Origin of the sequence: Citrobacter sp. Cpo065, from assembly GCF_030332805.1 — a bacterium.
GTDB classification, from domain to species: Bacteria; Pseudomonadota; Gammaproteobacteria; order Enterobacterales; family Enterobacteriaceae; genus Citrobacter; species Citrobacter portucalensis.
The window spans coordinates 419,559-444,978 of record NZ_JAOWHC010000031.1 but is presented as its reverse complement, the minus strand read 5'-3'; the positions used below and the strand labels follow the sequence as shown (position 1 = coordinate 444,978).

General features: G+C 52.9%; 26 protein-coding genes and 1 tRNA gene. 18 read left to right on the top strand and 9 right to left on the bottom strand.

All coding sequences use genetic code 11. From position 1 onward, the window contains the following. The first annotated feature begins 15 nt into the window (after window positions 1-15). The 6 genes from OGY68_RS13235 (at window position 16) to ruvX (ending at window position 4,244) form a co-directional block, all read left to right on the top strand. A complete protein-coding gene (locus OGY68_RS13235) occupies window positions 16-513 on the top strand; it encodes a SprT family zinc-dependent metalloprotease (RefSeq protein WP_003825440.1) in 498 nt (165 codons plus the stop codon). A gap of 94 nt (window positions 514-607) precedes the next feature. Continuing rightward, the gene (gene endA, locus OGY68_RS13230) at window positions 608-1,315 is read left to right on the top strand and encodes a deoxyribonuclease I (RefSeq protein WP_008785767.1); all 708 of its coding nucleotides are present in this window, start codon (window positions 608-610) and stop codon (window positions 1,313-1,315) included. Between the two features lie 74 nt (window positions 1,316-1,389). After that, window positions 1,390-2,121, top strand: coding sequence for a 16S rRNA (uracil(1498)-N(3))-methyltransferase (rsmE, locus tag OGY68_RS13225; protein WP_008785768.1), 732 nt, complete (start codon window positions 1,390-1,392; stop codon window positions 2,119-2,121). Window positions 2,122-2,140: 19 nt separating this feature from the next. Then, window positions 2,141-3,088 carry a glutathione synthase gene (gshB, locus tag OGY68_RS13220; protein ID WP_003027083.1) on the top strand — a complete coding sequence of 316 codons (948 nt, stop codon included), beginning with the start codon at window positions 2,141-2,143 and terminating at the stop codon, window positions 3,086-3,088. A gap of 176 nt (window positions 3,089-3,264) precedes the next feature. Next, window positions 3,265-3,828, top strand: coding sequence for a YqgE/AlgH family protein (locus OGY68_RS13215; RefSeq protein ID WP_003027086.1), 564 nt, complete (start codon window positions 3,265-3,267; stop codon window positions 3,826-3,828). Next, window positions 3,828-4,244 carry a Holliday junction resolvase RuvX gene (ruvX, locus tag OGY68_RS13210; RefSeq protein WP_008785771.1) on the top strand — a complete coding sequence of 139 codons (417 nt, stop codon included), beginning with the start codon at window positions 3,828-3,830 and terminating at the stop codon, window positions 4,242-4,244. The genes OGY68_RS13215 and ruvX overlap by 1 nt, the downstream gene beginning before the upstream one ends. Here ruvX and OGY68_RS13205 read toward each other — a convergent pair. Next, window positions 4,241-5,221: a type IV pilus twitching motility protein PilT gene (locus OGY68_RS13205; protein WP_057067561.1), complete on the bottom strand. Its 981-nt coding sequence runs from the start codon at window positions 5,219-5,221 to the stop codon at window positions 4,241-4,243. The genes ruvX and OGY68_RS13205 overlap by 4 nt on opposite strands. 17 nt (window positions 5,222-5,238) lie before the next feature. On the opposite strand from OGY68_RS13205, the gene OGY68_RS13200 reads away from it, so the two are divergent. The 5 genes from OGY68_RS13200 to hemW are packed head-to-tail and all read left to right on the top strand — an operon-like array spanning window position 5,239 to window position 8,545. After that, window positions 5,239-5,943 (top strand): YggS family pyridoxal phosphate-dependent enzyme, encoded by a 705-nt coding sequence (locus OGY68_RS13200; RefSeq protein ID WP_057067562.1) that lies wholly within the window; start codon window positions 5,239-5,241, stop codon window positions 5,941-5,943. An 18-nt stretch (window positions 5,944-5,961) separates the two neighbouring features. Continuing rightward, entirely contained in the window at window positions 5,962-6,528 is a 567-nt protein-coding gene (locus OGY68_RS13195) for a YggT family protein (protein ID WP_286617096.1), read from the top strand. After that, a complete protein-coding gene (yggU, locus tag OGY68_RS13190; RefSeq protein WP_003027101.1) occupies window positions 6,525-6,815 on the top strand; it encodes a DUF167 family protein YggU in 291 nt (96 codons plus the stop codon). Before OGY68_RS13195 ends, yggU begins: the two co-directional genes overlap by 4 nt. A gap of 7 nt (window positions 6,816-6,822) precedes the next feature. Then, a complete protein-coding gene (locus tag OGY68_RS13185; protein WP_057067563.1) occupies window positions 6,823-7,416 on the top strand; it encodes an XTP/dITP diphosphatase in 594 nt (197 codons plus the stop codon). Further along, window positions 7,409-8,545, top strand: coding sequence for a radical SAM family heme chaperone HemW (gene hemW / locus OGY68_RS13180; RefSeq protein ID WP_003825412.1), 1,137 nt, complete (start codon window positions 7,409-7,411; stop codon window positions 8,543-8,545). Before OGY68_RS13185 ends, hemW begins: the two co-directional genes overlap by 8 nt. A gap of 114 nt (window positions 8,546-8,659) precedes the next feature. On the opposite strand, the gene ansB is transcribed toward hemW, so the two are convergent. From ansB to trmB, 4 genes are all read right to left on the bottom strand, one after another. Next, the gene (gene ansB / locus OGY68_RS13175; RefSeq protein WP_003027108.1) at window positions 8,660-9,706 is read right to left on the bottom strand and encodes an L-asparaginase 2; all 1,047 of its coding nucleotides are present in this window, start codon (window positions 9,704-9,706) and stop codon (window positions 8,660-8,662) included. Between the two features lie 188 nt (window positions 9,707-9,894). Continuing rightward, window positions 9,895-10,614 (bottom strand): YggN family protein, encoded by a 720-nt coding sequence (locus tag OGY68_RS13170; protein WP_003825409.1) that lies wholly within the window; start codon window positions 10,612-10,614, stop codon window positions 9,895-9,897. A 49-nt stretch (window positions 10,615-10,663) separates the two neighbouring features. Beyond that, window positions 10,664-10,990 (bottom strand): YggL family protein, encoded by a 327-nt coding sequence (locus OGY68_RS13165; RefSeq protein ID WP_003027115.1) that lies wholly within the window; start codon window positions 10,988-10,990, stop codon window positions 10,664-10,666. Then, complete coding sequence (trmB, locus tag OGY68_RS13160; RefSeq protein ID WP_003825406.1) at window positions 10,990-11,709, bottom strand: tRNA (guanosine(46)-N7)-methyltransferase TrmB; 720 nt, start codon at window positions 11,707-11,709, stop codon at window positions 10,990-10,992. The genes OGY68_RS13165 and trmB overlap by 1 nt, the downstream gene beginning before the upstream one ends. A 160-nt stretch (window positions 11,710-11,869) precedes the next feature. Here trmB and mutY point away from each other — a divergent pair, with 160 nt between their 5' ends. The 4 genes from mutY to OGY68_RS13140 all read left to right on the top strand — a co-directional run bounded on the left by mutY (window position 11,870) and on the right by OGY68_RS13140 (window position 15,858). Further along, a complete protein-coding gene (mutY, locus tag OGY68_RS13155; protein ID WP_032941749.1) occupies window positions 11,870-12,922 on the top strand; it encodes an A/G-specific adenine glycosylase in 1,053 nt (350 codons plus the stop codon). Window positions 12,923-12,949: 27 nt separating this feature from the next. After that, a complete protein-coding gene (locus OGY68_RS13150; protein ID WP_003027126.1) occupies window positions 12,950-13,219 on the top strand; it encodes an oxidative damage protection protein in 270 nt (89 codons plus the stop codon). Window positions 13,220-13,305: 86 nt separating this feature from the next. Beyond that, window positions 13,306-14,391: a membrane-bound lytic murein transglycosylase MltC gene (gene mltC / locus OGY68_RS13145; protein WP_008785777.1), complete on the top strand. Its 1,086-nt coding sequence runs from the start codon at window positions 13,306-13,308 to the stop codon at window positions 14,389-14,391. Window positions 14,392-14,601: 210 nt separating this feature from the next. Next, window positions 14,602-15,858: a nucleoside permease gene (locus OGY68_RS13140; RefSeq protein ID WP_008785778.1), complete on the top strand. Its 1,257-nt coding sequence runs from the start codon at window positions 14,602-14,604 to the stop codon at window positions 15,856-15,858. A gap of 52 nt (window positions 15,859-15,910) precedes the next feature. Here the strand turns inward: OGY68_RS13140 and OGY68_RS13135 are convergent, their stop codons facing one another. Further along, window positions 15,911-18,046 (bottom strand): ornithine decarboxylase, encoded by a 2,136-nt coding sequence (locus OGY68_RS13135; protein ID WP_057067564.1) that lies wholly within the window; start codon window positions 18,044-18,046, stop codon window positions 15,911-15,913. Window positions 18,047-18,514: 468 nt separating this feature from the next. Here OGY68_RS13135 and OGY68_RS13130 point away from each other — a divergent pair, with 468 nt between their 5' ends. Then, complete coding sequence (locus OGY68_RS13130) at window positions 18,515-19,222, top strand: DUF554 domain-containing protein (protein ID WP_153752282.1); 708 nt, start codon at window positions 18,515-18,517, stop codon at window positions 19,220-19,222. Between the two features lie 105 nt (window positions 19,223-19,327). Further along, window positions 19,328-19,403, top strand: a tRNA-Phe gene (locus OGY68_RS13125). Window positions 19,404-19,685: 282 nt separating this feature from the next. Here OGY68_RS13125 and gss read toward each other — a convergent pair. Then, entirely contained in the window at window positions 19,686-21,545 is a 1,860-nt protein-coding gene (gene gss / locus OGY68_RS13120) for a bifunctional glutathionylspermidine amidase/synthase (protein WP_057068496.1), read from the bottom strand. Between the two features lie 153 nt (window positions 21,546-21,698). After that, window positions 21,699-23,987: an FdhF/YdeP family oxidoreductase gene (locus OGY68_RS13115; RefSeq protein ID WP_057068494.1), complete on the bottom strand. Its 2,289-nt coding sequence runs from the start codon at window positions 23,985-23,987 to the stop codon at window positions 21,699-21,701. A 218-nt stretch (window positions 23,988-24,205) separates the two neighbouring features. On the opposite strand from OGY68_RS13115, the gene yghU reads away from it, so the two are divergent. Then, on the top strand, window positions 24,206-25,072 hold the full coding sequence (yghU, locus tag OGY68_RS13110) for a glutathione-dependent disulfide-bond oxidoreductase (protein ID WP_008785803.1): 867 nt from the start codon (window positions 24,206-24,208) through the stop codon (window positions 25,070-25,072). A gap of 94 nt (window positions 25,073-25,166) precedes the next feature. On the opposite strand, the gene hybG is transcribed toward yghU, so the two are convergent. After that, the gene (gene hybG / locus OGY68_RS13105; protein WP_003024459.1) at window positions 25,167-25,415 is read right to left on the bottom strand and encodes a hydrogenase maturation factor HybG; all 249 of its coding nucleotides are present in this window, start codon (window positions 25,413-25,415) and stop codon (window positions 25,167-25,169) included. Window positions 25,416-25,420 lie beyond the last annotated feature (5 nt).

The following is a 25,420-nucleotide window of genomic DNA, read 5'->3' as shown; positions in this document are numbered from 1 at the left end:
CTATCCTCTGGCGTTATGAAAACCTCCCGTCTCCCTATCGCCATCCAACAAGCCGTTATGCGTAGCCTGCGGGAAAAACTCGCCCAGGCCAATCTCAAGCTCGAACGCCAATATCCGGAGCCAAAGCTGGTTTACCAACAGCGCGGCACCGCCGCGGGTACCGCATGGCTACAAACCTATGAAATTCGCCTTAATCCCGTCCTGCTGATGGAAAACGTCGACGCATTCATTAACGAAGTTGTGCCCCATGAACTGGCGCATTTACTGGTGTGGAAACACTTTGGGCGCGTGCCGCCACACGGGAAAGAATGGAAATGGATGATGGAAAGCGTTCTGGGCGTACCGGCCCGGCGCACGCATCAGTTTGAACTGCAATCGGTGCAGCGCAAGACCTTTACTTACCGCTGTAAGTGTCAGGAGCACCAACTGACCGTCCGCCGCCATAACCGCGTTGTACGCGGTGAGGCCACCTACCGCTGTGTTCACTGCGGCGAACCGCTGGTTGCAGAATAATCTTCAGAATTATCAGGAACTTTTCTGACCTAACTGATTGCATACTGGAATAACTTTCGCTACGTTGCGGGCTCGTTTTGACACGGAGTTTGTGATGTACCGTCATTTTTCTTTTGCTGCGGCCCTGTTAGCCGCTGCGTTTTCAGGCCCGGTTTTAGCCGAAGGCATCAACAGTTTTTCTCAGGCAAAAGCAGCAGGCGTCAAGGTTAACGCCGATGCGCCGGGCGATTTCTACTGCGGTTGTAAAATTAACTGGCAAGGCAAAAAAGGGGTCGTTGACCTCGAATCCTGCGGCTATAAAGTGCGAAAAAATGAAAACCGCGCCAGTCGAATTGAATGGGAGCACGTTGTCCCCGCCTGGCAATTTGGTCATCAGCGTCAGTGCTGGCAGGACGGAGGGCGTAAAAACTGCGCCAAAGATCCGGTCTATCGCAAAATGGAAAGCGACATGCATAACCTGCAACCTGCGGTGGGTGAGGTAAATGGCGATCGCGCTAACTTCATGTACAGCCAGTGGAACGGTGGCGAGGGTCAGTATGGGCAATGCGCCATGAAGGTCGACTTCAAAGAGAAAGTTGCCGAGCCGCCAGCCCGCGCCCGCGGTGCCATTGCTCGTACCTATTTTTACATGCGCGACCAGTACGATCTAACGCTCTCCCGCCAGCAAACTCAGCTTTTTAACGCCTGGAATAAGCAATATCCGGTCACCGACTGGGAGTGTGAGCGCGACGAACGCATTGCAAAGGTACAGGGGAACCATAACCCATATGTGCAACGCGCTTGCCAGGCGCAAAAGAGCTAACCTACACTAGCGTCAATATTTTTAACCATGCCCTGGCCTTTCGTAGCCCAGGGCCATGACGCGGATGTTTAACTATGCGCATTCCTCGCATTTATCACCCTGAGCCAATCACTTCCGGCAGCCAAATTTCACTGTGTGAAGATGCAGCCAACCATATCGGCCGCGTGCTGCGTATGGGACCGGGCCAGGCGCTACAGCTGTTTGATGGCAGCAATCAGGTATTCGACGCTGAAATCACCCACGCCAGTAAAAAAAGCGTGGATGTGAAGGTACTTAACGCTGAACTCGACGATCGTGAGTCGCCGTTACACATCCACCTGGGTCAGGTGATGTCGCGTGGCGAAAAAATGGAATTTACTATCCAGAAATCGATCGAACTGGGTGTAAGCCTCATTACGCCACTTTTTTCTGAGCGCTGCGGCGTTAAACTGGACAGTGAACGCCTGAACAAGAAGCTCCAGCAGTGGCAGAAAATCGCCATTGCCGCCTGCGAACAGTGCGGTCGAAACCGGGTGCCCGAAATTCGCCCGGCAATGGATTTGGAAGCATGGTGCGCGGAACAGGACGAAGGTCTGAAACTGAACCTGCATCCGCGCGCCAGCGCCAGCATCAATACGCTGCCGCTGCCGGTGGAGCGCATCCGCTTGCTGATTGGCCCGGAAGGCGGGTTGTCGGCAGATGAAATTGCCATGACCGCACGTTATCAGTTTACTGATATTCTGTTAGGACCTCGCGTTCTGCGTACTGAGACAACCGCGCTCACCGCCATTACTGCGCTACAGGTGCGTTTTGGCGATCTGGGCTAAGGCATAAACGGAGAAGAAAATGATCAAGCTCGGCATCGTGATGGATCCCATCGCAAGCATCAACATCAAGAAAGATTCCAGCTTCGCTATGCTGCTGGAAGCGCAACGTCGCGGTTACGAAATTCATTATATGGAGATGGCCGATCTTTATCTGATCAACGGTGAAGCCCGCGCGCATACGCGTACCCTGAGCGTAGAGCAGAACTACGACAAATGGTATGAGTTCAAGAGCGAGCAGGATCTCCCGCTGGCAGACCTGGACGTTATTCTGATGCGTAAGGATCCGCCGTTTGATACCGAGTTCATCTACGCTACCTATATTCTGGAACGTGCAGAAGAAAAAGGGACGCTGATCGTCAACAAACCGCAGAGCCTGCGCGACTGCAACGAAAAGCTGTTCACCGCATGGTTTGCCGACCTGACGCCGGAAACGCTGGTCACGCGTAACAAAGCGCAGCTGAAAGCCTTCTGGCAAAAACACAGCGACATCATTCTCAAACCGCTGGATGGTATGGGCGGCGCATCTATTTTCCGTGTGAAGGAAGGCGACCCGAACCTTGGCGTCATTGCTGAAACGCTGACCGAGCACGGTACCCGCTACTGCATGGCGCAGAACTATCTGCCAGCAATTAAAGATGGCGATAAACGCGTCCTGGTGGTCGATGGCGAACCCGTTCCTTATTGCCTGGCGCGTATTCCGCAGGGCGGCGAAACCCGTGGCAACCTGGCCGCTGGCGGTCGTGGCGAGCCGCGTCCATTGACCGACAGCGACTGGGAAATTGCACGTCGCATTGGGCCAACGCTGAAAGCGAAAGGTTTGATTTTTGTCGGTCTGGATATCATTGGCGATCGCCTGACGGAAATTAACGTTACCAGCCCAACCTGTATTCGTGAAATTGAAGCGGAGTTCCCGGTTTCGATTACCGGTATGCTGATGGATGCCATTGAGGCGCGTTTGCAGAAATAAATACGTTGCCGGATAGCGACGCCATCGCGTCTTATCCGGCCTGGAATTGCACCCCGCAGGCCGGATTAGGCGAAGCCGTCATCCGGCAATGCTATCTTCAGAGGGTGACATCTTCGAGCTTTGCCCACATACTGGGCTCTGTTGCTTTTTTGAACCAGGAAACAGAACCTCTGACAATGAATTTACAGCATCACTTTCTTATTGCCATGCCTGCTCTCCAGGATCCGATTTTCCGCCGTTCCGTGGTGTACATCTGTGAACATAATGAGAACGGAGCAATGGGGATTATCGTTAATAAGCCTCTGGAAAACTTACAAATTGAAGGGATTCTGGAAAAGCTGAAGATTACCCCAGAAGAACGCGATCCGGCCATTCGTCTGGATAAACCAGTGATGCTCGGCGGCCCGCTGGCGGAAGACCGTGGATTTATTCTCCACACTCCACCGTCACGCTTTGCCTCCAGTATTCGCATCTCAGATAACACCATCATCACAACCTCCCGCGATGTACTAGAAACCCTGGGTACGCAGGAGCAACCGTCCGAAGTGCTGGTTGCGCTGGGTTATTCATCATGGGAAAAAGGTCAACTGGAACAAGAGCTACTGGATAACGCCTGGCTCACGGCGCCCGCAGACCTCAACATCTTATTCAAAACGCCGATTGCCGACCGCTGGCGCGATGCGGCGAAGCTTATCGGGATAGATATTCAGACCATGCCTGGCGTGGCGGGACATGCCTGATGAGCGGAACATTACTCTCTTTTGATTTTGGTACGAAAAGTATTGGTGTTGCTGTTGGTCAGCGCATTACCGGTACGGCCAGACCGTTGCCCGCCATTAAGGCGCAGGACGGTACGCCAGACTGGAGTTTGATTGAACGCCTGCTGAAAGAATGGCAGCCGGATGAAATCATTGTCGGCCTACCACTCAACATGGATGGCACAGAACAGCCCCTTACCGCGCGCGCGCGTAAGTTCGCTAACCGTATTCACGGTCGCTTTGGCGTAACCGTAACGCTGCATGATGAACGCTTGAGCACCGTCGAGGCCCGCTCCGGCCTGTTCGAACAAGGCGGATACCGGGCGTTGAATAAAGGCAAAGTAGATTCCGCTTCTGCCGTGGTCATCCTCGAAAGCTATTTCGAGCAGGGTTACTAAATCCGTCCTTGCGCCTGACGCTGCTGCTGACTTTGTGCAAATGTCTGCATACCTGTCTGCTGCCCGGTTTGAATTACGCCGGGTAGCTGATGCGTTTTCCCTTCACGAATCAAATTGCCCACGGCTGGCGTGTTGACGAGCAGCTCAAATAGCGCCACGCGTCCTCCCAGCTTATCTTCCTCCAGCTTTTGCGAAAGTACCGCCCGCAGGCTGTCTGCCAGCTGATTACGCACCGGATCTTTCTCCTGTGCGGGAAAGGTATCCACCAGCCGCGCGATGGCCTGCGCCGCCCCTCGCGTATGTAACGTTGCCAGCACCAGATGCCCGGTTTCCGCTGCGGTTAACGCCAGACGAATGGTTTCCACGTCGCGTAGCTCGCCCAGCAAAATGACGTCGGGATCTTCACGCAACGCGCCGCGTAAACCAGCGGCAAAAGAAGCGCAGTGCACGCCCACCTCCCGTTGTTGAATAAGACAACGCTGGCTGGTGTAGCGATATTCAATCGGGTCTTCCAGCGTCAGAATATGCCCCGCAACTTGCTGATTAAGGTACTCAACCATCGCCGCCAGGGTCGTTGATTTACCGCTACCGGTAGCGCCTGTCACCAGAATTAACCCATTTTCACTGCGCAGCAGTTCAGGTATGACGTCAGGGGTCTGGAGATCGTCTAAACGTGGGCAATCAAGCGGGAGCAATCTTAGCGCCAGCGAGGTTCCCTGTTGATGAGCAAAAGCACTGGCGCGCAGCCGCCGGGAACCTGCCAGCGCAATAGCAAAATCAATCTGCCCCTGTTCCTGCCACTGTACCTGTTGTTGCTCACTGAGCCAGCACATCAGCAGATTCTCCACGTCAGGCGTAGTAAAGGGTGCGATTTCGACTTTTCCACGTATGCGCCAGCGCGCAGGCCATGCATTGCACAGGTGTAGATCCGACACGTTATGCTTTACACTAAGGGCCACTATTTCTTCCATATTCATATGAACATCCTCGGAAAATGAACGATATCGCGCATAACCTGGCACATGTCCGGGACAAAATCTCAGCCGCCGCGACGCGTTGCGGGCGGTCTTCAGAAGAAGTTACGTTGCTTGCAGTCAGTAAAACCAAACCTGCAAGCGCCATCGAAGAAGCCATTACCGCAGGGCAGCGTGCCTTCGGTGAAAACTATGTGCAGGAAGGGGTGGATAAAATCCGCTACTTCCAGGAAAAAGGCGTCAACGATCTGCAGTGGCACTTTATCGGCCCGCTGCAGTCCAACAAAAGTCGTCTGGTCGCTGAGCACTTTGACTGGTGCCATACGATCGACCGTCTGCGTATCGCTGCCCGTCTGAGCGAACAGCGCCCGGCGGAACTGCCGCCGCTCAATGTACTGATTCAAATTAATATCAGCGATGAGAACAGTAAGTCAGGAATTCCGCTGGCAGAGCTTGATGCACTGGCCGCTGAAGTCGCTGCACTGCCGCGCATTACCCTGCGTGGTCTGATGGCGATTCCGGCTCCAGAGTCAGATTATGTAAGGCAGTTTGAAGTTGCACAGCAAATGGCGGTAGCATTTGCCGGGTTGAAAACACGCTACCCAGGCATCGACACTCTCTCACTGGGAATGTCTGATGATATGGATGCCGCCATCGCGGCGGGTAGCACGATGGTGCGCATTGGCACTGCCATTTTTGGTGCTCGTGATTACACTAAAAAATAAGGAAAACTAAGGAACACCATGAATACGTTGACCTTCCTGCTCTCAACGGTAATTGAGCTGTATACCATGGCGCTGCTGCTGCGCGTGTGGATGCAATGGTCTCGCTGCGATTTTTACAACCCGTTCTCGCAGTTTATAGTGAAAATCACTCAGCCCATCATTGGGCCGTTACGCCGCATTATTCCCCCGATGGGGCCGATCGACAGCGCATCGGCATTAGTTGCGCTCGTTCTCAGCTTTATCAAAGCAATCGTGCTGTTTAAGGTGGTCACGTTCCAGCCGATCATCTGGATCGCCGCCGTACTGATTGTCCTGAAGACTATCGGGCTGTTGATTTTCTGGGTGCTGCTGGTGATGGCAATTATGAGCTGGGTCAGCCAGGGCCACAGTCCTGTAGAGTACGTGCTGATTCAACTGGCAGATCCGCTGCTGCGTCCTATTCGTCGCATACTTCCAGGCATGGGCGGGATCGATTTCTCCCCAATGATTCTGGTTCTGCTGCTCTACGTTATTAACATGGGCATCGCGGAAGTGTTACAGGCGACAGGCAACATGCTGCTGCCGGGGCTGTGGATGGCGCTATGAGTGCCGTTACACCCTGCGACGACGGTCTGGTTTTACGGCTCTACATTCAGCCTAAAGCCAGCCGTGACAGTATTGTGGGTTTACATGGCGACGAAGTTAAAGTCGCCATTACCGCCCCACCGGTTGATGGCCAGGCCAATAGCCATCTGGTGAAGTTTCTCGGTAAACAGTTCCGTGTGGCAAAAAGCCAGGTCGTCATTGAGAAGGGCGAGCTTGGACGTCACAAACAGGTTAAAATCATTCATCCGCAACAGATCCCGCCCGAAATTGCGGCGTTAACTGATTAGGTATCCCATGCAAAAAGTTGTCCTCGCGACCGGCAATGCCGGTAAAGTGCGTGAACTCGCCTCTCTTCTGAGTGATTTCGGTCTTGATGTTGTTGCCCAAACGGAACTGGGTGTTGATTCTGCAGACGAGACCGGGCTGACGTTTATTGAGAACGCCATTCTGAAGGCGCGTCATGCCGCGCAAATTACCGGCTTACCGGCCATTGCTGATGACTCAGGTCTGGCAGTAAATGCCCTTGGCGGCGCGCCGGGTATCTATTCAGCCCGCTATTCCGGCGAAGATGCGACCGATCAGCAGAACCTGGAAAAACTGCTTCACACCCTGCAAGATATTCCTGATGACAAGCGCCAGGCGCAGTTCCACTGCGTGCTGGTGTATATGCGCCATGCAGACGATCCAACGCCTGTTGTTTGCCACGGAAGCTGGCCGGGCGTGATTACCCGTGAACCTGTCGGAAACGGTGGTTTTGGCTACGACCCGATCTTCTTTGTGCCGTCTGAAGGGAAAACCGCAGCCGAACTGACCCGTGAAGAAAAGAGTGCAATTTCTCACCGCGGACAGGCGCTAAAGCTGCTGCTGGATGCCCTGCGTAATGGTTAAGCTTCCGCCGCTAAGTCTTTATATTCACATCCCGTGGTGCGTGCAGAAATGCCCGTACTGCGACTTCAACTCGCATGCGCTAAAGGGCGAAGTCCCTCATGACGACTATGTGCAGCATCTGCTGAGCGATCTGGATACTGAGGTGGCCCATGCCCAGGGCCGTGAAGTAAAGACGATTTTTATCGGTGGTGGCACGCCGAGCCTGCTTTCTGGCCCGGCGATGCAAACGCTGCTCGACGGCGTGCGAGCACGGCTGAATCTGGCCGAAGATGCAGAAATCACGATGGAGGCGAATCCCGGGACGGTGGAAGCCGATCGCTTTGTGGATTATCAACGCGCTGGCGTCAACCGTATCTCGATTGGCGTACAGAGCTTTAGCTCCGCCAAACTCGAACGTCTGGGACGTATTCACGGGCCGGAAGAAGCCAAACGAGCAGCACACCTGGCGAGCGGTCTGGGGCTACGCAGCTTTAACCTCGACCTGATGCATGGTTTACCGGATCAGACGCTGGAAGAGGCGCTGGGCGATTTACAGCAGGCCATCGCGCTCAACCCGCCACATCTTTCCTGGTATCAGTTGACCATCGAACCCAACACGCTGTTCGGTTCCCGACCGCCGGTTTTACCGGACGATGACGCGCTGTGGGATATTTTTGAGCAAGGCCACCAGCTACTGACCGCCGCGGGATATCAGCAGTACGAAACCTCAGCCTACGCCAGACCGGGTTATCAGTGTCAGCACAACCTTAACTACTGGCGTTTTGGCGACTATCTTGGCATTGGCTGCGGCGCACACGGTAAGATCACATTCCCTGACGGACGCATCCTGCGCACCACCAAAACACGGCATCCGCGTGGGTATATGCAAGGGCGTTATCTCGAAAGCCAGCGCGATGTCGCCGAAGCCGATAAGCCGTTCGAGTTCTTCATGAATCGTTTCCGGCTGCTGGAAGCCGCGCCTCGCGCGGAGTTCACGCAATATACCGGTCTCACCGAAGACGTTATTCGTCGACAGATCGATGAGGCTATTTCCCAGGGCTACCTGAGTGAATGCGATGAGTACTGGCAGATTACCCAACACGGTAAGCTGTTCTTGAATTCGCTGCTGGAGCTGTTTCTGGCGGAGTGATGGCTGGTGAACGTAGACCTGATAAGCGTAGCGCCATCAGGAAAATTGCCGGATGGCGGCTGCGTCTTATCCGGCCTACAGGGTTAGGGCGGTAAGCGCAGCCACCTTCATCGATTAATACTGATTAAACATTTCCTGGATCTGCTTAGGATCCTTGGTTTGAGTCAGCGCAAGCTGCAGCAGAACACGTGCTTTTTGCGGGTTCAGGGAACCTGAAGCCACAAATCCGTATTTTGCATCATCAACTTCTGCATCCTGTGTAGTGGCGCCCGTTGGTACACGGGATGAACGCACTACAACGGTACCTTTATGCGCGGCGGTTGCCAGCGTATCGAAAATGGTTTTATACAGGTTACCGTTACCTACACCCGCACTGACGATCCCGGCGTAACCCGCATCCACCAGCGCTTTTGCCGGCAGATCGGAGGCGTTAGCGTAGTTATAAACAATTCCAACTTTCGGCAGCTCGGTCAGCTTAGACACATCGAACGGAGTAGACGTGGTGTGCTTACGCGCAGGCGTACGCTGGTAGTCGATTTTACCGTTATGGATGTAACCCAGCGGGCCGTAGTTAACGGATTTGAAGGTAGCGACGTCGGTAGTGTTGGTTTTAGTCACGTCACGACCATCCATAACGGTGTCGTTCATCACCACCAGCACTCCGCGGTTGGCAGAGGCTTTGTCTGCGGCAGTTACTACCGCGTTATACAAGTTGAACGGGCCATCAGCGCTCATCCCCGTAGACGGACGCATTGCACCGACCAGCACCACCGGCTTGTTGCACTTGACGGTCAGGTCGAGGAAATAGGCGGTTTCTTCCATGGTATCCGTACCATGTGTTACCACGAAGCCGTCGGTTTTATCACACTCGGTATTAATCTTTTTCGCCAGCGTTAACCAGACTTCGTCATTCATATCCTGGGAGCCGATATTCACCACCTGCTCGCCTTTAACGACAGCGATATCTTTCAATTGAGGTACGGCCTCAACCAGATTTTCTACGCCAACCTTGCCTGCCGTGTAGTTAGATTTTGTCGCGGAATCACCGCCGCCGGCAATCGTCCCACCGGTCGCTAAAATGGTGATGTTTGGCAGTGCAAGCGCCGCGCCGCTGAAACCCATAACCAGTGCGGCAAGTGCCGTTTTCTTGAAAAACTCCATGTTATTTCTCCAGTTACTTGAATTTGCAGCATTATGTCTATCCTACAGATGAATAATGTGACGAGTTCCAATTAACCAGATTTATATCTCCACCAAATTGCCGTTCTTAGAGATGGATATCAAAAAAACAGAAATATACAAAATAAAACGGCACAGAATGTTTCTGTGCCGTTAATAAGAGGTGAAGATTATTTCAGAGTGCTAACCAGCGTTTTACGATCGTTTTCCAGCGTCACAACGCGGGAACAAACATCTTTGCCAAACTGCTGGAAGTCTTGTTCCTGATTCTTCCATTCGTTCTGAATTGAGGTCTGCAAACCACCGAGGCTTCCGAGTACGCCCTGCAGTGGATTACCACCGCCTTTGAGCACGGCTTTCGCTCCCATCTCGTTGATGCTGTCCTGCAAAATGCCGCCCATCGCCTGATTAACCAGCTGTTGTCCGTCCGCGCGGACCTGATCAATCGCCTTATAATGGAAAGTCAGGCCATCAGTTCGATGCTCGATGATGCGGTTCATCTGCTCTTTCAATTGCGCATCCAGCTTGGTTAAGCGGCCACGCATGTTGCTGCTTTCACCGACCTCTTTGGCGATGATTTTGTCCAGCGCCACGCGACCTTTCTCTACGCGCGCTCTGGCACCTTCGTCGATCCACGGCAGGCTGCTACGCAACGCCGCCTGATAATCTTTGGCCTGCTCACGCTGTGCGGCGTTCAGGTTGTACTGTTTACCGTTGAAGGTGACATCACCAGCCTGGGTAATAACCAGGTCGCCATTCTCGCCCTTCACCTGCACCGTTTGTGGGCTCAAAATCACATCGTCACGCGGGGTGACGCTGCACTGGTAATCTGCATGTGCGGCCATCGCCGTGAACGTTAGGACTGCCGCCAGCAGCGTTTTGCGCATCATATCTTTCCCTCAATACAAATCGGGCCGGCATTTGCCGACCCTGTGCTACTTAGTCCCACCAAATATCGAAAAGTTCGCTGGTACGCACTTCTTCGAGTTTGTGCTCTTCCAGCCACTTACGCACGATTGCCTGGTGTTCTTCGGTGCATTTGCCGATTTCCTGCAGACAGATCAGACCTTCCCAGGCCAGATAGCCGCTGCCGTCAAAAGCCAGCTTGTTCGGTTCGATGACTTCATTGATAAAGTCATCAACGATTTGATCGACCTGCTCTCCAGATGTACCTTCCGGGAAACGCCATGCAACCGAAAATCCTACTTCCTGGAATTCTTCGATGTGCATCTTTTTACGCAGACGACGGCTACGGTTCTTTGCCATTATTTCACCCTCTCGAACATTAAGTCCCATACGCCGTGGCCAAGACGATGACCACGTTGTTCAAATTTGGTTACCGGGCGCGATTCCGGGCGCGGTACATAATCGTTACTCTCTGACTGGTTTTTATACCCGTCAATCGAGGACATCACTTCAAGCATGTGCTCCGCATACGCTTCCCAGTCGGTCGCCATATGGAACACGCCGCCCAGCTTCAGCTTACTTAAGATATGCTCAGCAAACGGTACCTGAACGATACGGCGTTTATTATGACGTGCTTTATGCCACGGGTCAGGGAAAAACAGCTGAACCATAGATAAAGAATTGTCAGGAATCATTTTATGCAGGACTTCAACGGCATCATGGCACATGACGCGCAGGTTCTCGACACCCTCTTCATGGGCTGAAGCCAGACACGCACCAACGCCAGGTGAGTGAACCTCAATGCCGAGGAAATTCTGTTCCGGACGCGCTTTCGCCATTGCAACCAGCGACGCTCCCATACCAAAACCGATTTCCAGCGTGACTGGCGCGTCACGGCCAAACAGTTCTGCGAAATCTACAGGCTCTTCGCTGAACTCAACGCCCATCACCGGCCAGTAGTTTTCCAGCGCGTGTTCCTGCCCTTTCGTCAGTCGCCCCTGGCGACGAACAAAACTACGAATCCGGCGCAGAGGGCGGCCGTTTTCATCAAATTCCGGTGAAATGACGTCGTTCTTCATAAAAGTTTAGTCTGCTGTGTTTGAGTTCTGAAAACGGGCATTATCCAAAGTTAGTTGCCGGATGCAAGTAAAGGAAGAAAGTGAGCAGCGGAAAGTTCCGGTTTACACCCCGTTGCCGCTGTGCTGCAATCTTGCCCCCGGCAATAATGAAACGGTAATCATGCAAGCGTCTCAATTTTCGGCTCAGGTTTTGAGCTGGTACGACAAATACGGGCGGAAAACGCTGCCCTGGCAAATTGACAAGACGCCTTACAAAGTATGGCTCTCTGAGGTAATGCTGCAACAAACTCAGGTTGCGACCGTTATCCCTTATTTTGAGCGCTTTATGGCGCGCTTCCCAACGGTAACGGATTTAGCCCATGCGCCGCTGGATGAAGTTCTGCATTTGTGGACCGGGCTGGGTTATTACGCCCGTGCGCGAAATCTACATAAAGCCGCGCAGCAGGTTGTGACGCTGCATAGCGGTATATTTCCGCAAACCTTTGATGAAGTAGCCGCCCTACCTGGCGTCGGACGTTCAACCGCAGGCGCGATCCTTTCTCTCTCTCTGGGTCAGCATTTTCCGATTCTCGACGGTAACGTCAAACGCGTGCTGGCTCGCTGTTATGCTGTAAGCGGCTGGCCGGGTAAAAAAGAGGTCGAAAAGAAGCTGTGGGAGCTGAGCGAGCAAGTTACGCCGGCCCAGGGTGTTGAGCGTTTTAATCAGGCGATGATGGATTTAGGCGCCATGGTCTGTACGCGCTCAAAACCTAAATGTTCCCTGTGTCCGTTGGAAAATGGCTGTGTGGCGAGCGCCAATGCAAGTTGGGCGCTGTATCCCGGTAAAAAGCCCAAACAGACGCTACCGGAACGAACGGGCTATTTTTTACTGATGCAGCATGATGACGAAGTGCTGCTCTCACAGCGACCGCCCAGCGGCTTGTGGGGTGGTTTATACTGTTTTCCGCAGTTTGACGACGAAGATGGACTGCGCAACTGGCTGGCGCAACGACAAATTAACGCAGATAATCTGACCCAACTTAATGCGTTTCGCCATACCTTTAGCCATTTCCACTTAGATATTGTGCCTATGTGGCTTCCCGTGTCTTCATTCACCTCATGCATGGATGAAGGCAACGCGCTCTGGTATAACTTAGCGCAACCGCCGTCGGTCGGACTGGCGGCCCCCGTGGAGCGTTTGTTACAGCAATTACGTGCCGGTACACACGTTTAACGTACCGGACGATAGAGAGGACTTTTTATGAGCAGAACGATTTTTTGCACTTTCCTGCAACGCGAAGCAGAAGGCCAGGATTTTCAGCTGTACCCGGGCGATCTGGGAAAACGCATTTATAACGAGATTTCTAAAGAAGCATGGGCGCAATGGCAGCATAAACAGACCATGCTGATTAACGAGAAAAAACTCAATATGATGAACGTCGAACACCGTAAGTTACTGGAACAGGAGATGATTAACTTCCTGTTTGAAGGTAAGGATGTGCATATTGAAGGCTATACGCCAGAGTCATAAGAACCGTTGCCGGATGGCGCTGCGCTTATCCGGCCTACGTTTTAATCTGGTCCTTGCAAACAACAAACACAACACGCACTCCCGGAATGATGAAAAAATTTCTCGCGCTTGCCGTTATTGCGCCGTTGCTCATCTCCTGTTCCAGTTCGACCAAAAAAGGCGATTCCTATAACGAAGCCTGGGTCAAGGATACCAACGGTTTTGATATTCTGATGGGGCAATTTGCCCATAATATTGAGAATTTGTGGGGATTTAAGGAAGTGCTGATTGCGGGTCCGAAGGACTACGTCAAGTATACCGATCAGTATCAAACCCGCAGCCACATCAACTTTGATGACGGTACGATAACCGTCGAGACCATTGCCGGGACAGATCCCGCCGGACACCTGCGTCGGGCGATTATTAAGACATTGCTGATGGGCGATGATCCGGGATCTATCGACCTCTATTCCGATGTCGACGACATTAAGATTTCCAAAGAGCCATTCCTGTACGGACAGGTGGTTGATAATACCGGCCAGCCCATTCGTTGGGAGGGGCGTGCCACCAACTTTGCCAACTACCTGCTGCAAACACGACTTAAAAGCCGCAGCAATGGCCTGCGTATCATCTATAGCGTGACGATCAATCTGGTGCCGAACCACCTTGATAAGCGCGCGCATAAATACGTTGGCATGGTGCGTCAGGCTTCACGTAAGTATGGCGTCGACGAGTCGCTGATTCTGGCTATCATGCAAACCGAATCCTCGTTTAACCCGTATGCGGTGAGCCATGCCGATGCGCTGGGACTGATGCAGGTGGTACAGCACAGCGCCGGGAAAGATGTGTTCCGCTCGCAAGGGCGCTCAGGCACACCAAGCCGTAGCTTCTTGTTTGACCCGGCCAGCAACATTGATACCGGTACGGCCTATCTGGCAATGCTCAACAATGTCTATTTGGGCGGTATCGATAATCCGACCTCACGTCGCTATGCGGTAATCACCGCGTATAACGGCGGCGCGGGCAGCGTGCTGCGCGTGTTCTCGAACGATAAAATTCAGGCCGCGAATATCATTAACAGCATGTCTCCAGGTGACGTTTATCAAACGCTGACCACCCGACATCCATCTGCTGAATCACGCCGATACCTTTATAAGGTCAATTCCGCACAAAAATCCTATCGACGCCGCTAATGTATTCCTCTTCAGCCCCCTAAAACGGGGGCCTGAAGCACCAAAAATGTTAACTCCATCACTCTTTTGCTTTGCAATCAGAAATTGTTTGCAAATATTTGTCACAGGTAACAAAAAAAGAGTGCATCTCATTGATAGAATCACATCATATAGCCACGGCAAATGTGCCTTTTAAAACATTCATCCGCATTACGGTGTGAGGAAATTAACATGAATCTTAAGCTGCAGCTGAAAGTTCTCTCGTTTCTGCAGTTCTGCTTATGGGGTAGTTGGCTCACTACCCTCGGCTCCTATATGTTTGTCACCCTTAAATTCGATGGTGCATCCATTGGCGCGGTGTATAGCTCGCTGGGGATCGCCGCCGTGTTTATGCCAACGCTGTTAGGGATCGTGGCCGATAAATGGATCAGTGCGAAGTGGGTTTACGCCCTTTGCCACCTGGTCGGCGCAGGAACGCTGTTTGCCGCAGCCGAAGTCACCACGCCAGGGGCCATGTTCTTTGTGATCTTGCTTAACTCCCTGGCCTATATGCCAACACTGGGGCTAATCAACACCATCTCCTACTATCGCCTGCAATCTGCCGGGATGGATATCGTTACCGACTTCCCGCCAATTCGTATCTGGGGCACCATCGGCTTTATTCTGGCGATGTGGGCAGTGAGCTTCTCCGGCTTTGAACTGAGCCATATGCAGCTGTACATCGGTGCGACATTGTCCCTGGTACTGGTACTGTTCACCCTGACGCTGCCGCATATTCCGGTTGCCAATCAGCAGAAAAACCAGAGCTGGACATCAATGCTCGGTCTGGATGCTTTCGCGCTGTTTAAAAACAAGCGTATGGCGATTTTCTTCATCTTCTCAATGATGCTGGGCGCAGAGCTGCAGATTACCAATATGTTTGGTAACACCTTCCTGCACAGCTTCGATAACAACCCGCTGTTCTCCGGTAGCTTTATCGTGGAACACGCATCGGTGATGATGTCGATTTCACAGATTTCCGAGACGCTGTTTATCCTGACCATCCCGTTCTTCTTAAGCCGTTACGGTATTAAGAACGTGATGCTTATCAGTATTGTGGCGTGGATGCTGCGCTTCGGCCTGTTTGCCTACGGCGATCCAACGCCGTTCGGTACCGTGCTGCTGGTTCTGTCGATGATTGTTTACGGCTGCGCCTTCGACTTCTTCAACATCTCTGGTTCTGTGTTCGTGGAGAAAGAAGTACGCCCTGAAATCCGCGCCAGCGCACAGGGTATGTTCCTGATGATGACCAACGGCTTCGGTTGTATTCTGGGCGGACTGGTGAGCGGTAAAGTCGTTGAACACTATACGCTGAACGGTATTACCGACTGGCAGACCGTGTGGTTGATCTTCGCAGGTTACTCGCTGGTTCTGGCTTTTGCCTTCGTTGCGCTGTTTAAATACAAACACGTACGCGTTCCAGCAGGCACCCAGACTATCGCGCACTAACGTTTACGCAGAGAAAAGCGGGTTGCCAAAAGGTAACCCGCTTTTTTTGCGCTTACTTCACAACATATCCATACAGACGCTTAATACCGTCTGCATCCGTTTCACTGTAAACACCTTGCAGCTCCGGCGAGAAGCCTGGCAGCAGGTTTACGCCCTCTTCCAGCGCCAGAAAATATTGCTGTACCGCCCCACCCCATACTTCGCCCGGTACCACGCACAGCACGCCCGGAGGATAAGGCAGCGCACCTTCCGCCGCAATGCGGCCAGCTGCTTCACTAATCCGCACCAGTTCAACATCACCACGGATAAAAGCGCTGTTCGCATCCTGTGGGTTCATCGCCACGGCAGGTAAACTTTCCTGACGGAACATCGCTTTTTGCAGATCTTTCACATCAAAGCTGACGTACAGTGAGTGCATCTCCTGGCACAGTTCACGCAGGGTGTAATCCCGATAGCGTACCGGATACTTATTGAAGATGGTGGGCAGCACATCTGCCAGCGGCGTATCGTCTTCAATATGCTGCTCAAACTGCGCCAGCATCGCCACCAGTTGCGCCAGTTTCTCTGCGCTTTCTGCCGGGGTCAGCAGGAACAGAATCGAGTTAAGGTCGCATTTCTCCGGCACGATGCCGTTTTCACGCAGGTAATGCGCCAGAATCGTCGCCGGAATACCAAACTCGGTATATTGCCCGGTTTGTGCGTCAATGCCCGGAGTGGTTAACAGCAGTTTGCAAGGATCGACGAAATACTGGTCGCGCGCGTAGCCGGAAAAACCATGCCATTTAGCACCTGGTTCGAAGCTAAAGAAGCGACGCTCGCTGGCAATCACCTGCGTCGGATAGCTTTCCCACGGTTTGCCATCAACTACCGGGGGAACAAATGGCTGAATCATCTTACAGCGGGTAATAATCGCTTTACGGGCCTCAATGCCCAGCGTCACACACTCCGCCCACAGCCGACGACCGCTCTCGCCTTCATGGATTTTGGCGTTAATGTCCAGCGCTGCAAACAGCGGGTAAAACGGACTGGTAGAAGCATGCAGCATAAATGCATTATTCAGACGCTTATGCGGGCAGAACCGCGCCTGACCGCGAATATGGTTATCCTTTTTGTGGATCTGCGAGGTTTGCGAGAATCCGGCCTGCTGTTTGTGTACCGACTGGGTGACAAAGATCCCCGGATCGTTAGCATCGAGATCCAACAGCAGCGGTGACCCATCGGCCATCATCGGAATAAATTGCTCGTAACCGACCCATGCAGAGTCAAACAGGATGTAATCACACAGATGACCGATCTTGTCGATCACCTGCCGGGCATTGTAGATCGTACCGTCATAGGTGCCGAGCTGAATGATCGCCAGACGGAACGGGCGCGGTTGATCGGCCTTTTGCGGCGCAACCTCGCGAAGTTGCTGGCGCAGATACTCCTCATCAAAACAGTGCTCGTCAATACCGCCAATAAAGCCAAACGGATTACGCGCCGCTTCCAGATACACCGGCGTCGCACCCGCCTGGATCAGCGCACCGTGGTGGTTCGACTTATGGTTATTACGGTCAAACAGCACCAGATCGCCGCGCGTCAGCAGCGCATTGGTTACTACTTTATTGGCCGCAGAGGTCCCGTTCAGCACAAAGTAGGTTTTATCCGCGTGGAAAACTTTCGCGGCAAATTTCTGCGCATGTTTCGCCGAGCCTTCATGAATCAGCAGATCGCCAAGCTTAACGTCGGCGTTGCACATATCCGCGCGAAACAGATTCTCGCCAAAGAACTCGTAGAAATGGCGCCCCGCGGGATGCTTTTTAAAGAACTCACCGTGTTGATGTCCTGGGCAGGCAAATGTGCTGTTCCCCATCTCGACATACTGAGTCAACGTGTCATAGAACGGCGGCAGCAAATCTTCTTCATACTGACAGGCAGCAGACTCCAGCTCCAGCCAGTCCTGCGCCTGACCGCGAATGACCGCATTCACGCCCGCCGGCAGATCAACATCCGACTCTGCGAACAGAAACACGGGTATATGAAAACCGGTGCGTTTCAGCAAAGCAAGGATCCCGCTGCGGCTATCCGCAACGGTAATGACGACTGCCGCAACGTCAGTAAAATCAGTACTGTCCAGCGACACCACCTGACGATGGCTGGACAGACGAGAAACCAGTTCTCCACTGGCGGCAATTTTCATTGATTTCATAAGCGCAATAACCCGTTTCGGGAAAATCAAAAGTCCCGGACAAAGCCATATTGCTTTGCCCACGAAATGACAGGTCAAACTGGTTACCAGCCCCGACCGCCAGACATCAGTAAAAGCAGATAGCCTCTGATTTTACTGTTATCCTGCAGTGAGCGTGCGCTGCCCTCACCGCATGGTGGGAGCGTAAAGATAAGTCGCAGGAAGGGGCAAACGTCGCGCAAAAAGGCGATGTTGAAGGCGATGTAGGGGGAGTAATATCATCCCAGGCAGCCCCATTCAGACAGGAGAAAATTCGCGCAATCATGGCACCTTTCACTTTCAGGCGCAAGATAAAATCCGGAGCCTGAACCTCACAGATAAACAAGCAATCCGCCTGTCAATCGCGGCATAATAATGCAATCTGAAAACATATTTTACCCAGAGAATTGCCTTTAACATCAAGACGATAATGGGTATGCAGGAGCAAACGTGGTAATTGGACCCTTTATTAATGCTGGCGCTATTTTATTTGGTGGTGTTCTCGGCGCACTACTCAGCCAGCATTTACCGGAACGCATTCGTGCCTCCATGACCTCCATATTCGGACTGTGCTCTTTGGGAATTGGTATTTTGCTGGTTATCAAATGCGCTAACCTACCGGTGATGGTCCTAGCTACGTTGGTCGGTGCATTAATTGGTGAGTTCTGTTATCTGGAAAAAGGGATCAATACCGCGGTTGCCAAAGCGCAGCAGCTTTTCACCCAGTCGGATGCCAACACCACGCACGAATCCTTCATCCAGAGCTATGTGGCCATCATCGTGCTATTTTGCGCCAGTGGTACCGGGATCTTCGGGGCTATACATGAAGGGATGACCGGCGACCCGAATATTTTAATCGCCAAGTCGTTTCTTGATTTCTTCACGGCCATCATTTTTGCCTGTTCATTAGGTATCGCGGTATCGGCAATTTGTGTACCAATGCTGGCAATCCAGCTAACGCTTGCCACCTGCGCAGCACTTATTTTGCCCCTGACGACGCCAGCCATGATGGCCGATTTCAGCGCCGTAGGTGGACTGCTGTTGTTGGCAACCGGTTTACGTATTTGTGGAATCAAAATGTTTGCGGTTGTGAATATGCTTCCTGCCCTTCTGCTGGCAATGCCGCTTTCCGCCGCGTGGACGGCATTTTTTGCCTGAGAATGCGTGCAATAGCAACAATGTGGTGATAGATTGTGCAGTCTGCGTTGATTTGAAGAAATTTCGTTGACGAAACGAAGCGAATCGGTTTTAATGCGCCTCGTTGCCCGGATAGCTCAGTCGGTAGAGCAGGGGATTGAAAATCCCCGTGTCCTTGGTTCGATTCCGAGTCCGGGCACCACTATTTAGAAGAACCCGCCTATGGCGGGTTTTTTGCTTTTGGCGAAGCGGACTCTCAATCGATCTCAGTTCGATTATTCGCCGCCAGCGGCTCTCCTCCAAATCATCATGCCTTCGCTCCCCCATACATAGAGATCTTCGATTCATCGGCATGGATAAAAATTAGCGAAGGTCATAAGATTCGAGCAGGTTTAAGAATCAGCCTAGAAAGCCTTTTAAAATAAGATTAGAAACCATCAAATAACCCCGTGATGGCAACATCACCATCACAGGGGTTGAGCGGTTATTCCTTCACCACAATCAGCGGTTCAATATCGCTCTCTTTTTTAATCACCAGCGACTCGTCACCACGCAGGCAGGTACCGCCGTAGTTCCCACCTACGGTAAAGGTACAAACCTGGATATATTTACCGGCAACTTTTGGCAGACACCAAAGCTGCTGATAAATGTTCTTCTGCTCGGCAAACTTACCGCTGGTTTTATCCAGTAGCTCTTCCTGATGACTCACCAGATCGATGTTGCTGCCACAACGTCCTGCAATAGGTTTCACCGCATAACCGGTTTGCGCCAGCTCTTCATTAACAGTGAAATCCGTATCTAGCAGATAACGGTGGTGCGGGAACAGTTGCCAGAGGATCGGCAGAATCGCTTTGTTGCCAGGGATAACCGTCCACAGAGGTTCGAAGACCAGCACTTCCGGGCGCAGCAGCACGTCGATTAAACGCACTTCCTGATTCGTATGCCCGGTACGAATTGGCACCGCGGCGTACTCCGTTTCGCTGACCTCGCGCACCTGCTCAATTGCGGTTTCCCACGCCCAGGTCTTCCAGACGCAGTTCACCAGACGGCCGTCACCGTCAGTCAATTGACCGGCGTCATCCCAGCGCAGTTCATCCAAACCTCGCAGAATTTTGCTGTCAAACCCGGCCTGACGCAGCGCCTGCTGCATAAACTGCGCGTGATAGTTTTCCTCGATATCCTTATCCTGCATGATGTGGACAAACGGACGTGCACGGCTGTGCTTCCAGGCACCCGCCAGTTCGTTGATCAACCCTTCAGCCGGGTTGTGTCCCTGCCCTGTGTAACCACGCTCGGCCCATCTTTCGAGAATCAAACCGGCTTCGGTATGGCACGATGCGGAATCGGCGTTGTACTCATACACCTTCAGTCCACGTTCATCCATACAGAAATCCATACGCCCCGTAATCATATGATGCCGACGACGCTGCCAGGAAAGGCGCAGGCGCGGCCAGAGGATTTTCGGGATATCAAACAGCGCCAGCAGGTTGTCGTCTTTCAGCACCTTGTCAGTCGCGTGCAGATACATCAGGTGCAGCTCGTTGGTGGCTTTAATCAGCTCCTGCTCGGCGCTCTCGGTAATGGTGAAGTACTGATGCGGGTCCTGATTAATCACATGGCCGTTCGCCAGCACGTAGGCTTTTTGCAGCGGATCCTGCTCATTCAGCCATTTACCGTCAAATTGCCCGTTATCTTCCAGTCGCGCGCCGCCAATTTTCAGCGAGTCATTGGCGATCTCCGGCTGCGGTAGGCTGAATCGGGTATCATCGGTCTGGATCATCCAACCAAGAATGGTCGTGTCGTCAAAGGTATCACGCAGGGTGTAACAACCGTTCTCAACCACCATCTCCAGTTCGCGGGTCCACTGCTGTCCGGGAGGCAGCGGCGTATGGAGCACGTTCTGTTCGGCAATACGGATTTTGTTTTCCAGCAACTGGGTGACGACCGCCACATGCCCGGTATCTTTAAATTCGCCGCCTTTTTGCCAGATAAGCAGAGCCCCTGCTACCGGCGCGCGGGGCGAACCATTCGGAAATGCCTGTAACGGTAGGATGTTGTCATTCACTACTTCGCGCAGAAAGCGTAAGGAGAAGATCTCCCAGGCCATACCCACATCGGTGAAGACCATGCCATAGTTAAGGAAGAGAAAGCGGCGTGCGAACTCTACGCACTGCCATTTGTGGCCCATGTATTCATCGTCGATATAGCTGCGAAATGCTGCATCATCGTCGTAGTCCCGTGGGTCGAGGGAGCTGTAATCTGAAGAGTAGATTGCTACGCCACCTGGGGCATAGCCCAATAATGTCCCGAATGGGGCATCCTGACTGGTCGTTCCTTTGCTCATGCACCTTACCTCAAAACAATACAGCCTGAGCAGGTTGGCGTGAATTTTTCGCTCTGATTGCCTGCTCTGCGACACTAACCGGACAGAGGTCGACATCATCATACACCTCAACGCAGCGGCTGGCGCTCAGAGGCGAAAAATTCACAGCAGGAACTACGCTTTGGTCAGGGTGACCGGTACGCTTTTATACGCCGGAGTCAAACTTTGTGTATCTACCGCATCCAGCGAAAGCAGGACATTCGCTTCAGGCAGATAAGCGCCAATTGAGCCAGCCGCCATGTTGTAAATCACCACCGTTAAGCCGTACATGATGCGATCCGCGCAGGGCTGACCGTTGTCGTCCAGCGCCTGAACGTTGACCACATCACCCTGGCTCAGACCGCGGCTCGTCGCTTCTTCGGCGCTTAAAAACACCACATCCCGACGGCCAGTAATGCCACGATAGCGATCGTTCATACCATAAATCGTGGTGTTGTACTGATCGTGGCTACGCAGCGTTGCCAGAACCAGTGCATCAGCAGGCTGATGTTCCCGCTCTACCGCCCGCTGATGGCTGACGATAAAATTGGCTTTGCCATTCTCCGTTCGCCATTCACGGCGCGAAGCAGGTGTATCCATACGAAATCCACCCGGCTCGGCAATACGTGCGTTGTAATCGTGGAACGCCGGGATCACGGCTTCAATGGCGTCACGGATCAACGTGTAGTCCCCGGTAAATGCTTCCCAGTTGATCGGAGAATGCGGCAGCGTGGCACGCGCCATGCCCGCCACAATCGCGGGCTCCGATTTTAGCCAGCGGGAAGCCGGCTTCAGCGCGCCACAGGAAGCGTGAACCATCGACATAGAATCTTCGACGGTGACTGACTGGATCCCCGTCGCCTGCATGTCGCGCTCCGTTCGGCCTAATGCAGGTAGCAGGTAGTTATGCTTTGCCAGCAGCAGATGCGATCTGTTCAGTTTGGTCGCCACATGGACCTGCAGATCCAGATTTTTCATCGCCGCAAAGGTACGCTGCGGCTGGGGCATCGCTACCGCCAGATTGCCGCCCATGCAGATGAGCGCTTTTGCGTCTCCCCGCTCGATGGCCCGAATGCTCTCCACGCTGGAGCGTCCATGCTTGCGCGGAACGCGGATAGAAAAATGCTTCTCAAGGCGTTGCAGGAAGTCTTCGGACGCCGCTTCGTTGATCCCCACAGAACGATCGCCCTGCACGTTAGAATGGCCGCGTAACGGGCAGATCCCCGCCCCCGGCTTACCCATATTGCCTTTCAGCAACAACAGATTTACCAGCTGCTGAACGTTCTCGGTGCCGTTTTTATGCTGAGTGATGCCCAGACCATAACAAACAATCGTGGCGCTGGATTTACTGTAGCTGTGCGCCAGATCTTCCATCTGACTACGCGTCAGGCCCGAGTCATGTTCCAGCTCAGCCCAGTTATGCTGACGTAAGTCGTCATACAGCGCTGCATATCCCGCGGTATGTTGGTCGATAAACGCATGATCGAGCGTCGGCTGCTGATCCAGTAGGATCCGCGCTTCGTCCATTTCGATCAGCGCCTTCATTATGCCTTTGAGCAACGAGGCGTCACCGCCCATTTTTACCTGGTAGTAGTCGTTGCTCAGCTCCGTCGCCTGACCGGTGAACATCTCTTTCGCACTTTGCGGGAAGCTAAAGCGCTCAAGCCCCCTTTCGTTCAGCGGGTTGATGGAGATAATTTTGGCTCCACGTTTGGCAACGTCGCGTAAGGTGGTCAGCATGCGTGGATGGTTAGTACCAGGGTTATGCCCGATACAAATCACCAGATCGCAGTGGTCAAAATCATCAAGTTCAACGGTCCCTTTCCCAAGGCCAATGGCCGGCGTTAGCCCTGCGCTGGTCGGTCCGTGGCACATGTTTGAGCAATCAGGAAAGTTGCTGCTACCATATTCGCGGGCAAACAGCTGATACAGGAACGCCGCCTCATTTGACGTTCTGCCGGAGGTATAAAACTCAACCTGTTGTGCTGAGTCATAGCTGCGCAGACGCTCGCCGATCTCCCGAAAGGCGATATCCCAATCCACCGCCTGCCAGGTGTCTGACACTGCATCGTATTTCATTGGATGCGTCAAACGACCAATGTTTTCCAGTTCATAATCGCTGTAGTGCCAGAGTGTGGAAACCGGGTGACGACTGAAAAATTCCGGTGACGCTTTCTTACTGGTTGTCTCCCAGGAAACCGCCTTAACGCCATTTTCGCACAGCTCCATTGGCGCACGATGCCCGGGGTCCGGCCACGCACAGCCCGGACAATCGAACCCTTTCACCTGGTTCATTTTGAACATCGCGATAATGTCGCGCGCGACAGCCTTTTGCGAAAACACCGAAGCAGTGACGGCTTTTACCGCACCCCACCCACCCGCAGGGCCCTGATAACCGCTTACTCCTGGAACACCATTTTTCATTATTACTGCTTATTCACCGCCAATTTTTGATGGTGAATACGGTAGCAATTTCCGTCCAACATTGATTTCCTCTTCATGGAGTACGGGCCAGGTACAATGAACGGGTTAGATTTATCTTCCCCTTTCAGCACAAAGCGACATAAAGTCCCAATCTGTTAAATTGAGTTCTACCTAACTGCTACACTGCATCAACACAACCACTCAGAAGGCAGGTCAATATGTCAGACAATACCTATCAGCCCGCGAAAGTCTGGACGTGGGAAAAGTCGAACGGCGGCGCATTCGCCAATATCAACCGCCCGATTTCCGGCGCCACCCACGAGAAGACGCTGCCGGTTGGCAAGCATCCGCTACAGCTCTATTCGTTGGGGACGCCAAACGGGCAGAAAGTGACGATTATGCTGGAGGAGTTACTGGCGCAGGGCGTGAAGGGCGCGGAATACGATGCCTGGATTATTCGCATTGGCGATGGCGATCAGTTTTCCAGCGGCTTTGTTGAGGTGAATCCGAACTCGAAGATCCCGGCGCTGCGCGACCACTCGCAAAACCCACCGGTTCGCGTATTCGAATCTGGCGCAATCCTGCTCTATCTGGCGGAAAAATACGGTTATTTCCTGCCGCAGGATTTGGCAAAACGTACTGAAACGCTGAACTGGTTGTTCTGGTTACAGGGTGCGGCGCCGTTCCTCGGCGGTGGTTTTGGTCACTTCTATAACTATGCGCCGGTAAAAATTGAGTACGCTATTAACCGCTTCACGATGGAAGCCAAACGCTTACTCGACGTACTGGATAAGCAGTTAGCACAAAATCAGTTTGTGGCAGGAGATGAATACACCATTGCCGATATGGCGGTTTGGCCGTGGTTTGGCAATGTGGTGCTGGGTAACGTGTACGACGCGGCAGAGTTCCTCGATGCAGGAAGTTACAAGCACGTGCAACGCTGGGCAAAAGAGGTTGCCGCGCGTCCGGCAGTTAAGCGAGGTCGTATTGTAAACCGCACTAACGGGCCGCTAAACGAGCAGCTTCATGAACGTCATGACGCCAGCGACTTCGACACCAATACCGAAGATAAGCGCCAGGGTTAACGCAAGATGCCGGATGGCGGCATAAATGCCTTATCCGGCCTACATAGAAGGCGTAGGCCTGATAAGCGTAACGCCATCAGGCACTAACCGATTGTCACGCGCTGGTGACGTCGTACTCCATGCGGCGAAGTGCGTCTAACGTGGCTTTAGCTTCATCTTCATCAATGATGCTCATGGCGAACCCTACGTGCACCAGCACCCATTGCCCGACCAGCTCAGCGGTATCACCTTCACAAATCAGGGCAATATTGACATCACGTTTGATGCCGCACACTTCAACCTGCGCAAGCTGGTGAATATCTTCACCAACGGCCAGAACCTGACCAGGGACTCCAATACACATATCTG

What these genes read in the sequence shown, in the direction of transcription:
- OGY68_RS13235 (WP_003825440.1), top strand. Translation starts at nt 16, where the DNA reads ATGAAAACCTCCCGTCTCCCTATCGCCATCCAACAAGCCGTTATGCGT.
- endA (WP_008785767.1), top strand. Translation starts at nt 608, where the DNA reads ATGTACCGTCATTTTTCTTTTGCTGCGGCCCTGTTAGCCGCTGCGTTT.
- rsmE (WP_008785768.1), top strand. Translation starts at nt 1,390, where the DNA reads ATGCGCATTCCTCGCATTTATCACCCTGAGCCAATCACTTCCGGCAGC.
- gshB (WP_003027083.1), top strand. Translation starts at nt 2,141, where the DNA reads ATGATCAAGCTCGGCATCGTGATGGATCCCATCGCAAGCATCAACATC.
- OGY68_RS13215 (WP_003027086.1), top strand. Translation starts at nt 3,265, where the DNA reads ATGAATTTACAGCATCACTTTCTTATTGCCATGCCTGCTCTCCAGGAT.
- ruvX (WP_008785771.1), top strand. Translation starts at nt 3,828, where the DNA reads ATGAGCGGAACATTACTCTCTTTTGATTTTGGTACGAAAAGTATTGGT.
- OGY68_RS13205 (WP_057067561.1), bottom strand. Translation starts at nt 5,221, where the DNA reads ATGAATATGGAAGAAATAGTGGCCCTTAGTGTAAAGCATAACGTGTCG.
- OGY68_RS13200 (WP_057067562.1), top strand. Translation starts at nt 5,239, where the DNA reads ATGAACGATATCGCGCATAACCTGGCACATGTCCGGGACAAAATCTCA.
- OGY68_RS13195 (WP_286617096.1), top strand. Translation starts at nt 5,962, where the DNA reads ATGAATACGTTGACCTTCCTGCTCTCAACGGTAATTGAGCTGTATACC.
- yggU (WP_003027101.1), top strand. Translation starts at nt 6,525, where the DNA reads ATGAGTGCCGTTACACCCTGCGACGACGGTCTGGTTTTACGGCTCTAC.
- OGY68_RS13185 (WP_057067563.1), top strand. Translation starts at nt 6,823, where the DNA reads ATGCAAAAAGTTGTCCTCGCGACCGGCAATGCCGGTAAAGTGCGTGAA.
- hemW (WP_003825412.1), top strand. Translation starts at nt 7,409, where the DNA reads ATGGTTAAGCTTCCGCCGCTAAGTCTTTATATTCACATCCCGTGGTGC.
- ansB (WP_003027108.1), bottom strand. Translation starts at nt 9,706, where the DNA reads ATGGAGTTTTTCAAGAAAACGGCACTTGCCGCACTGGTTATGGGTTTC.
- OGY68_RS13170 (WP_003825409.1), bottom strand. Translation starts at nt 10,614, where the DNA reads ATGATGCGCAAAACGCTGCTGGCGGCAGTCCTAACGTTCACGGCGATG.
- OGY68_RS13165 (WP_003027115.1), bottom strand. Translation starts at nt 10,990, where the DNA reads ATGGCAAAGAACCGTAGCCGTCGTCTGCGTAAAAAGATGCACATCGAA.
- trmB (WP_003825406.1), bottom strand. Translation starts at nt 11,709, where the DNA reads ATGAAGAACGACGTCATTTCACCGGAATTTGATGAAAACGGCCGCCCT.
- mutY (WP_032941749.1), top strand. Translation starts at nt 11,870, where the DNA reads ATGCAAGCGTCTCAATTTTCGGCTCAGGTTTTGAGCTGGTACGACAAA.
- OGY68_RS13150 (WP_003027126.1), top strand. Translation starts at nt 12,950, where the DNA reads ATGAGCAGAACGATTTTTTGCACTTTCCTGCAACGCGAAGCAGAAGGC.
- mltC (WP_008785777.1), top strand. Translation starts at nt 13,306, where the DNA reads ATGATGAAAAAATTTCTCGCGCTTGCCGTTATTGCGCCGTTGCTCATC.
- OGY68_RS13140 (WP_008785778.1), top strand. Translation starts at nt 14,602, where the DNA reads ATGAATCTTAAGCTGCAGCTGAAAGTTCTCTCGTTTCTGCAGTTCTGC.
- OGY68_RS13135 (WP_057067564.1), bottom strand. Translation starts at nt 18,046, where the DNA reads ATGAAATCAATGAAAATTGCCGCCAGTGGAGAACTGGTTTCTCGTCTG.
- gss (WP_057068496.1), bottom strand. Translation starts at nt 21,545, where the DNA reads ATGAGCAAAGGAACGACCAGTCAGGATGCCCCATTCGGGACATTATTG.
- OGY68_RS13115 (WP_057068494.1), bottom strand. Translation starts at nt 23,987, where the DNA reads ATGAAAAATGGTGTTCCAGGAGTAAGCGGTTATCAGGGCCCTGCGGGT.
- yghU (WP_008785803.1), top strand. Translation starts at nt 24,206, where the DNA reads ATGTCAGACAATACCTATCAGCCCGCGAAAGTCTGGACGTGGGAAAAG.
- hybG (WP_003024459.1), bottom strand. Translation starts at nt 25,415, where the DNA reads ATGTGTATTGGAGTCCCTGGTCAGGTTCTGGCCGTTGGTGAAGATATT.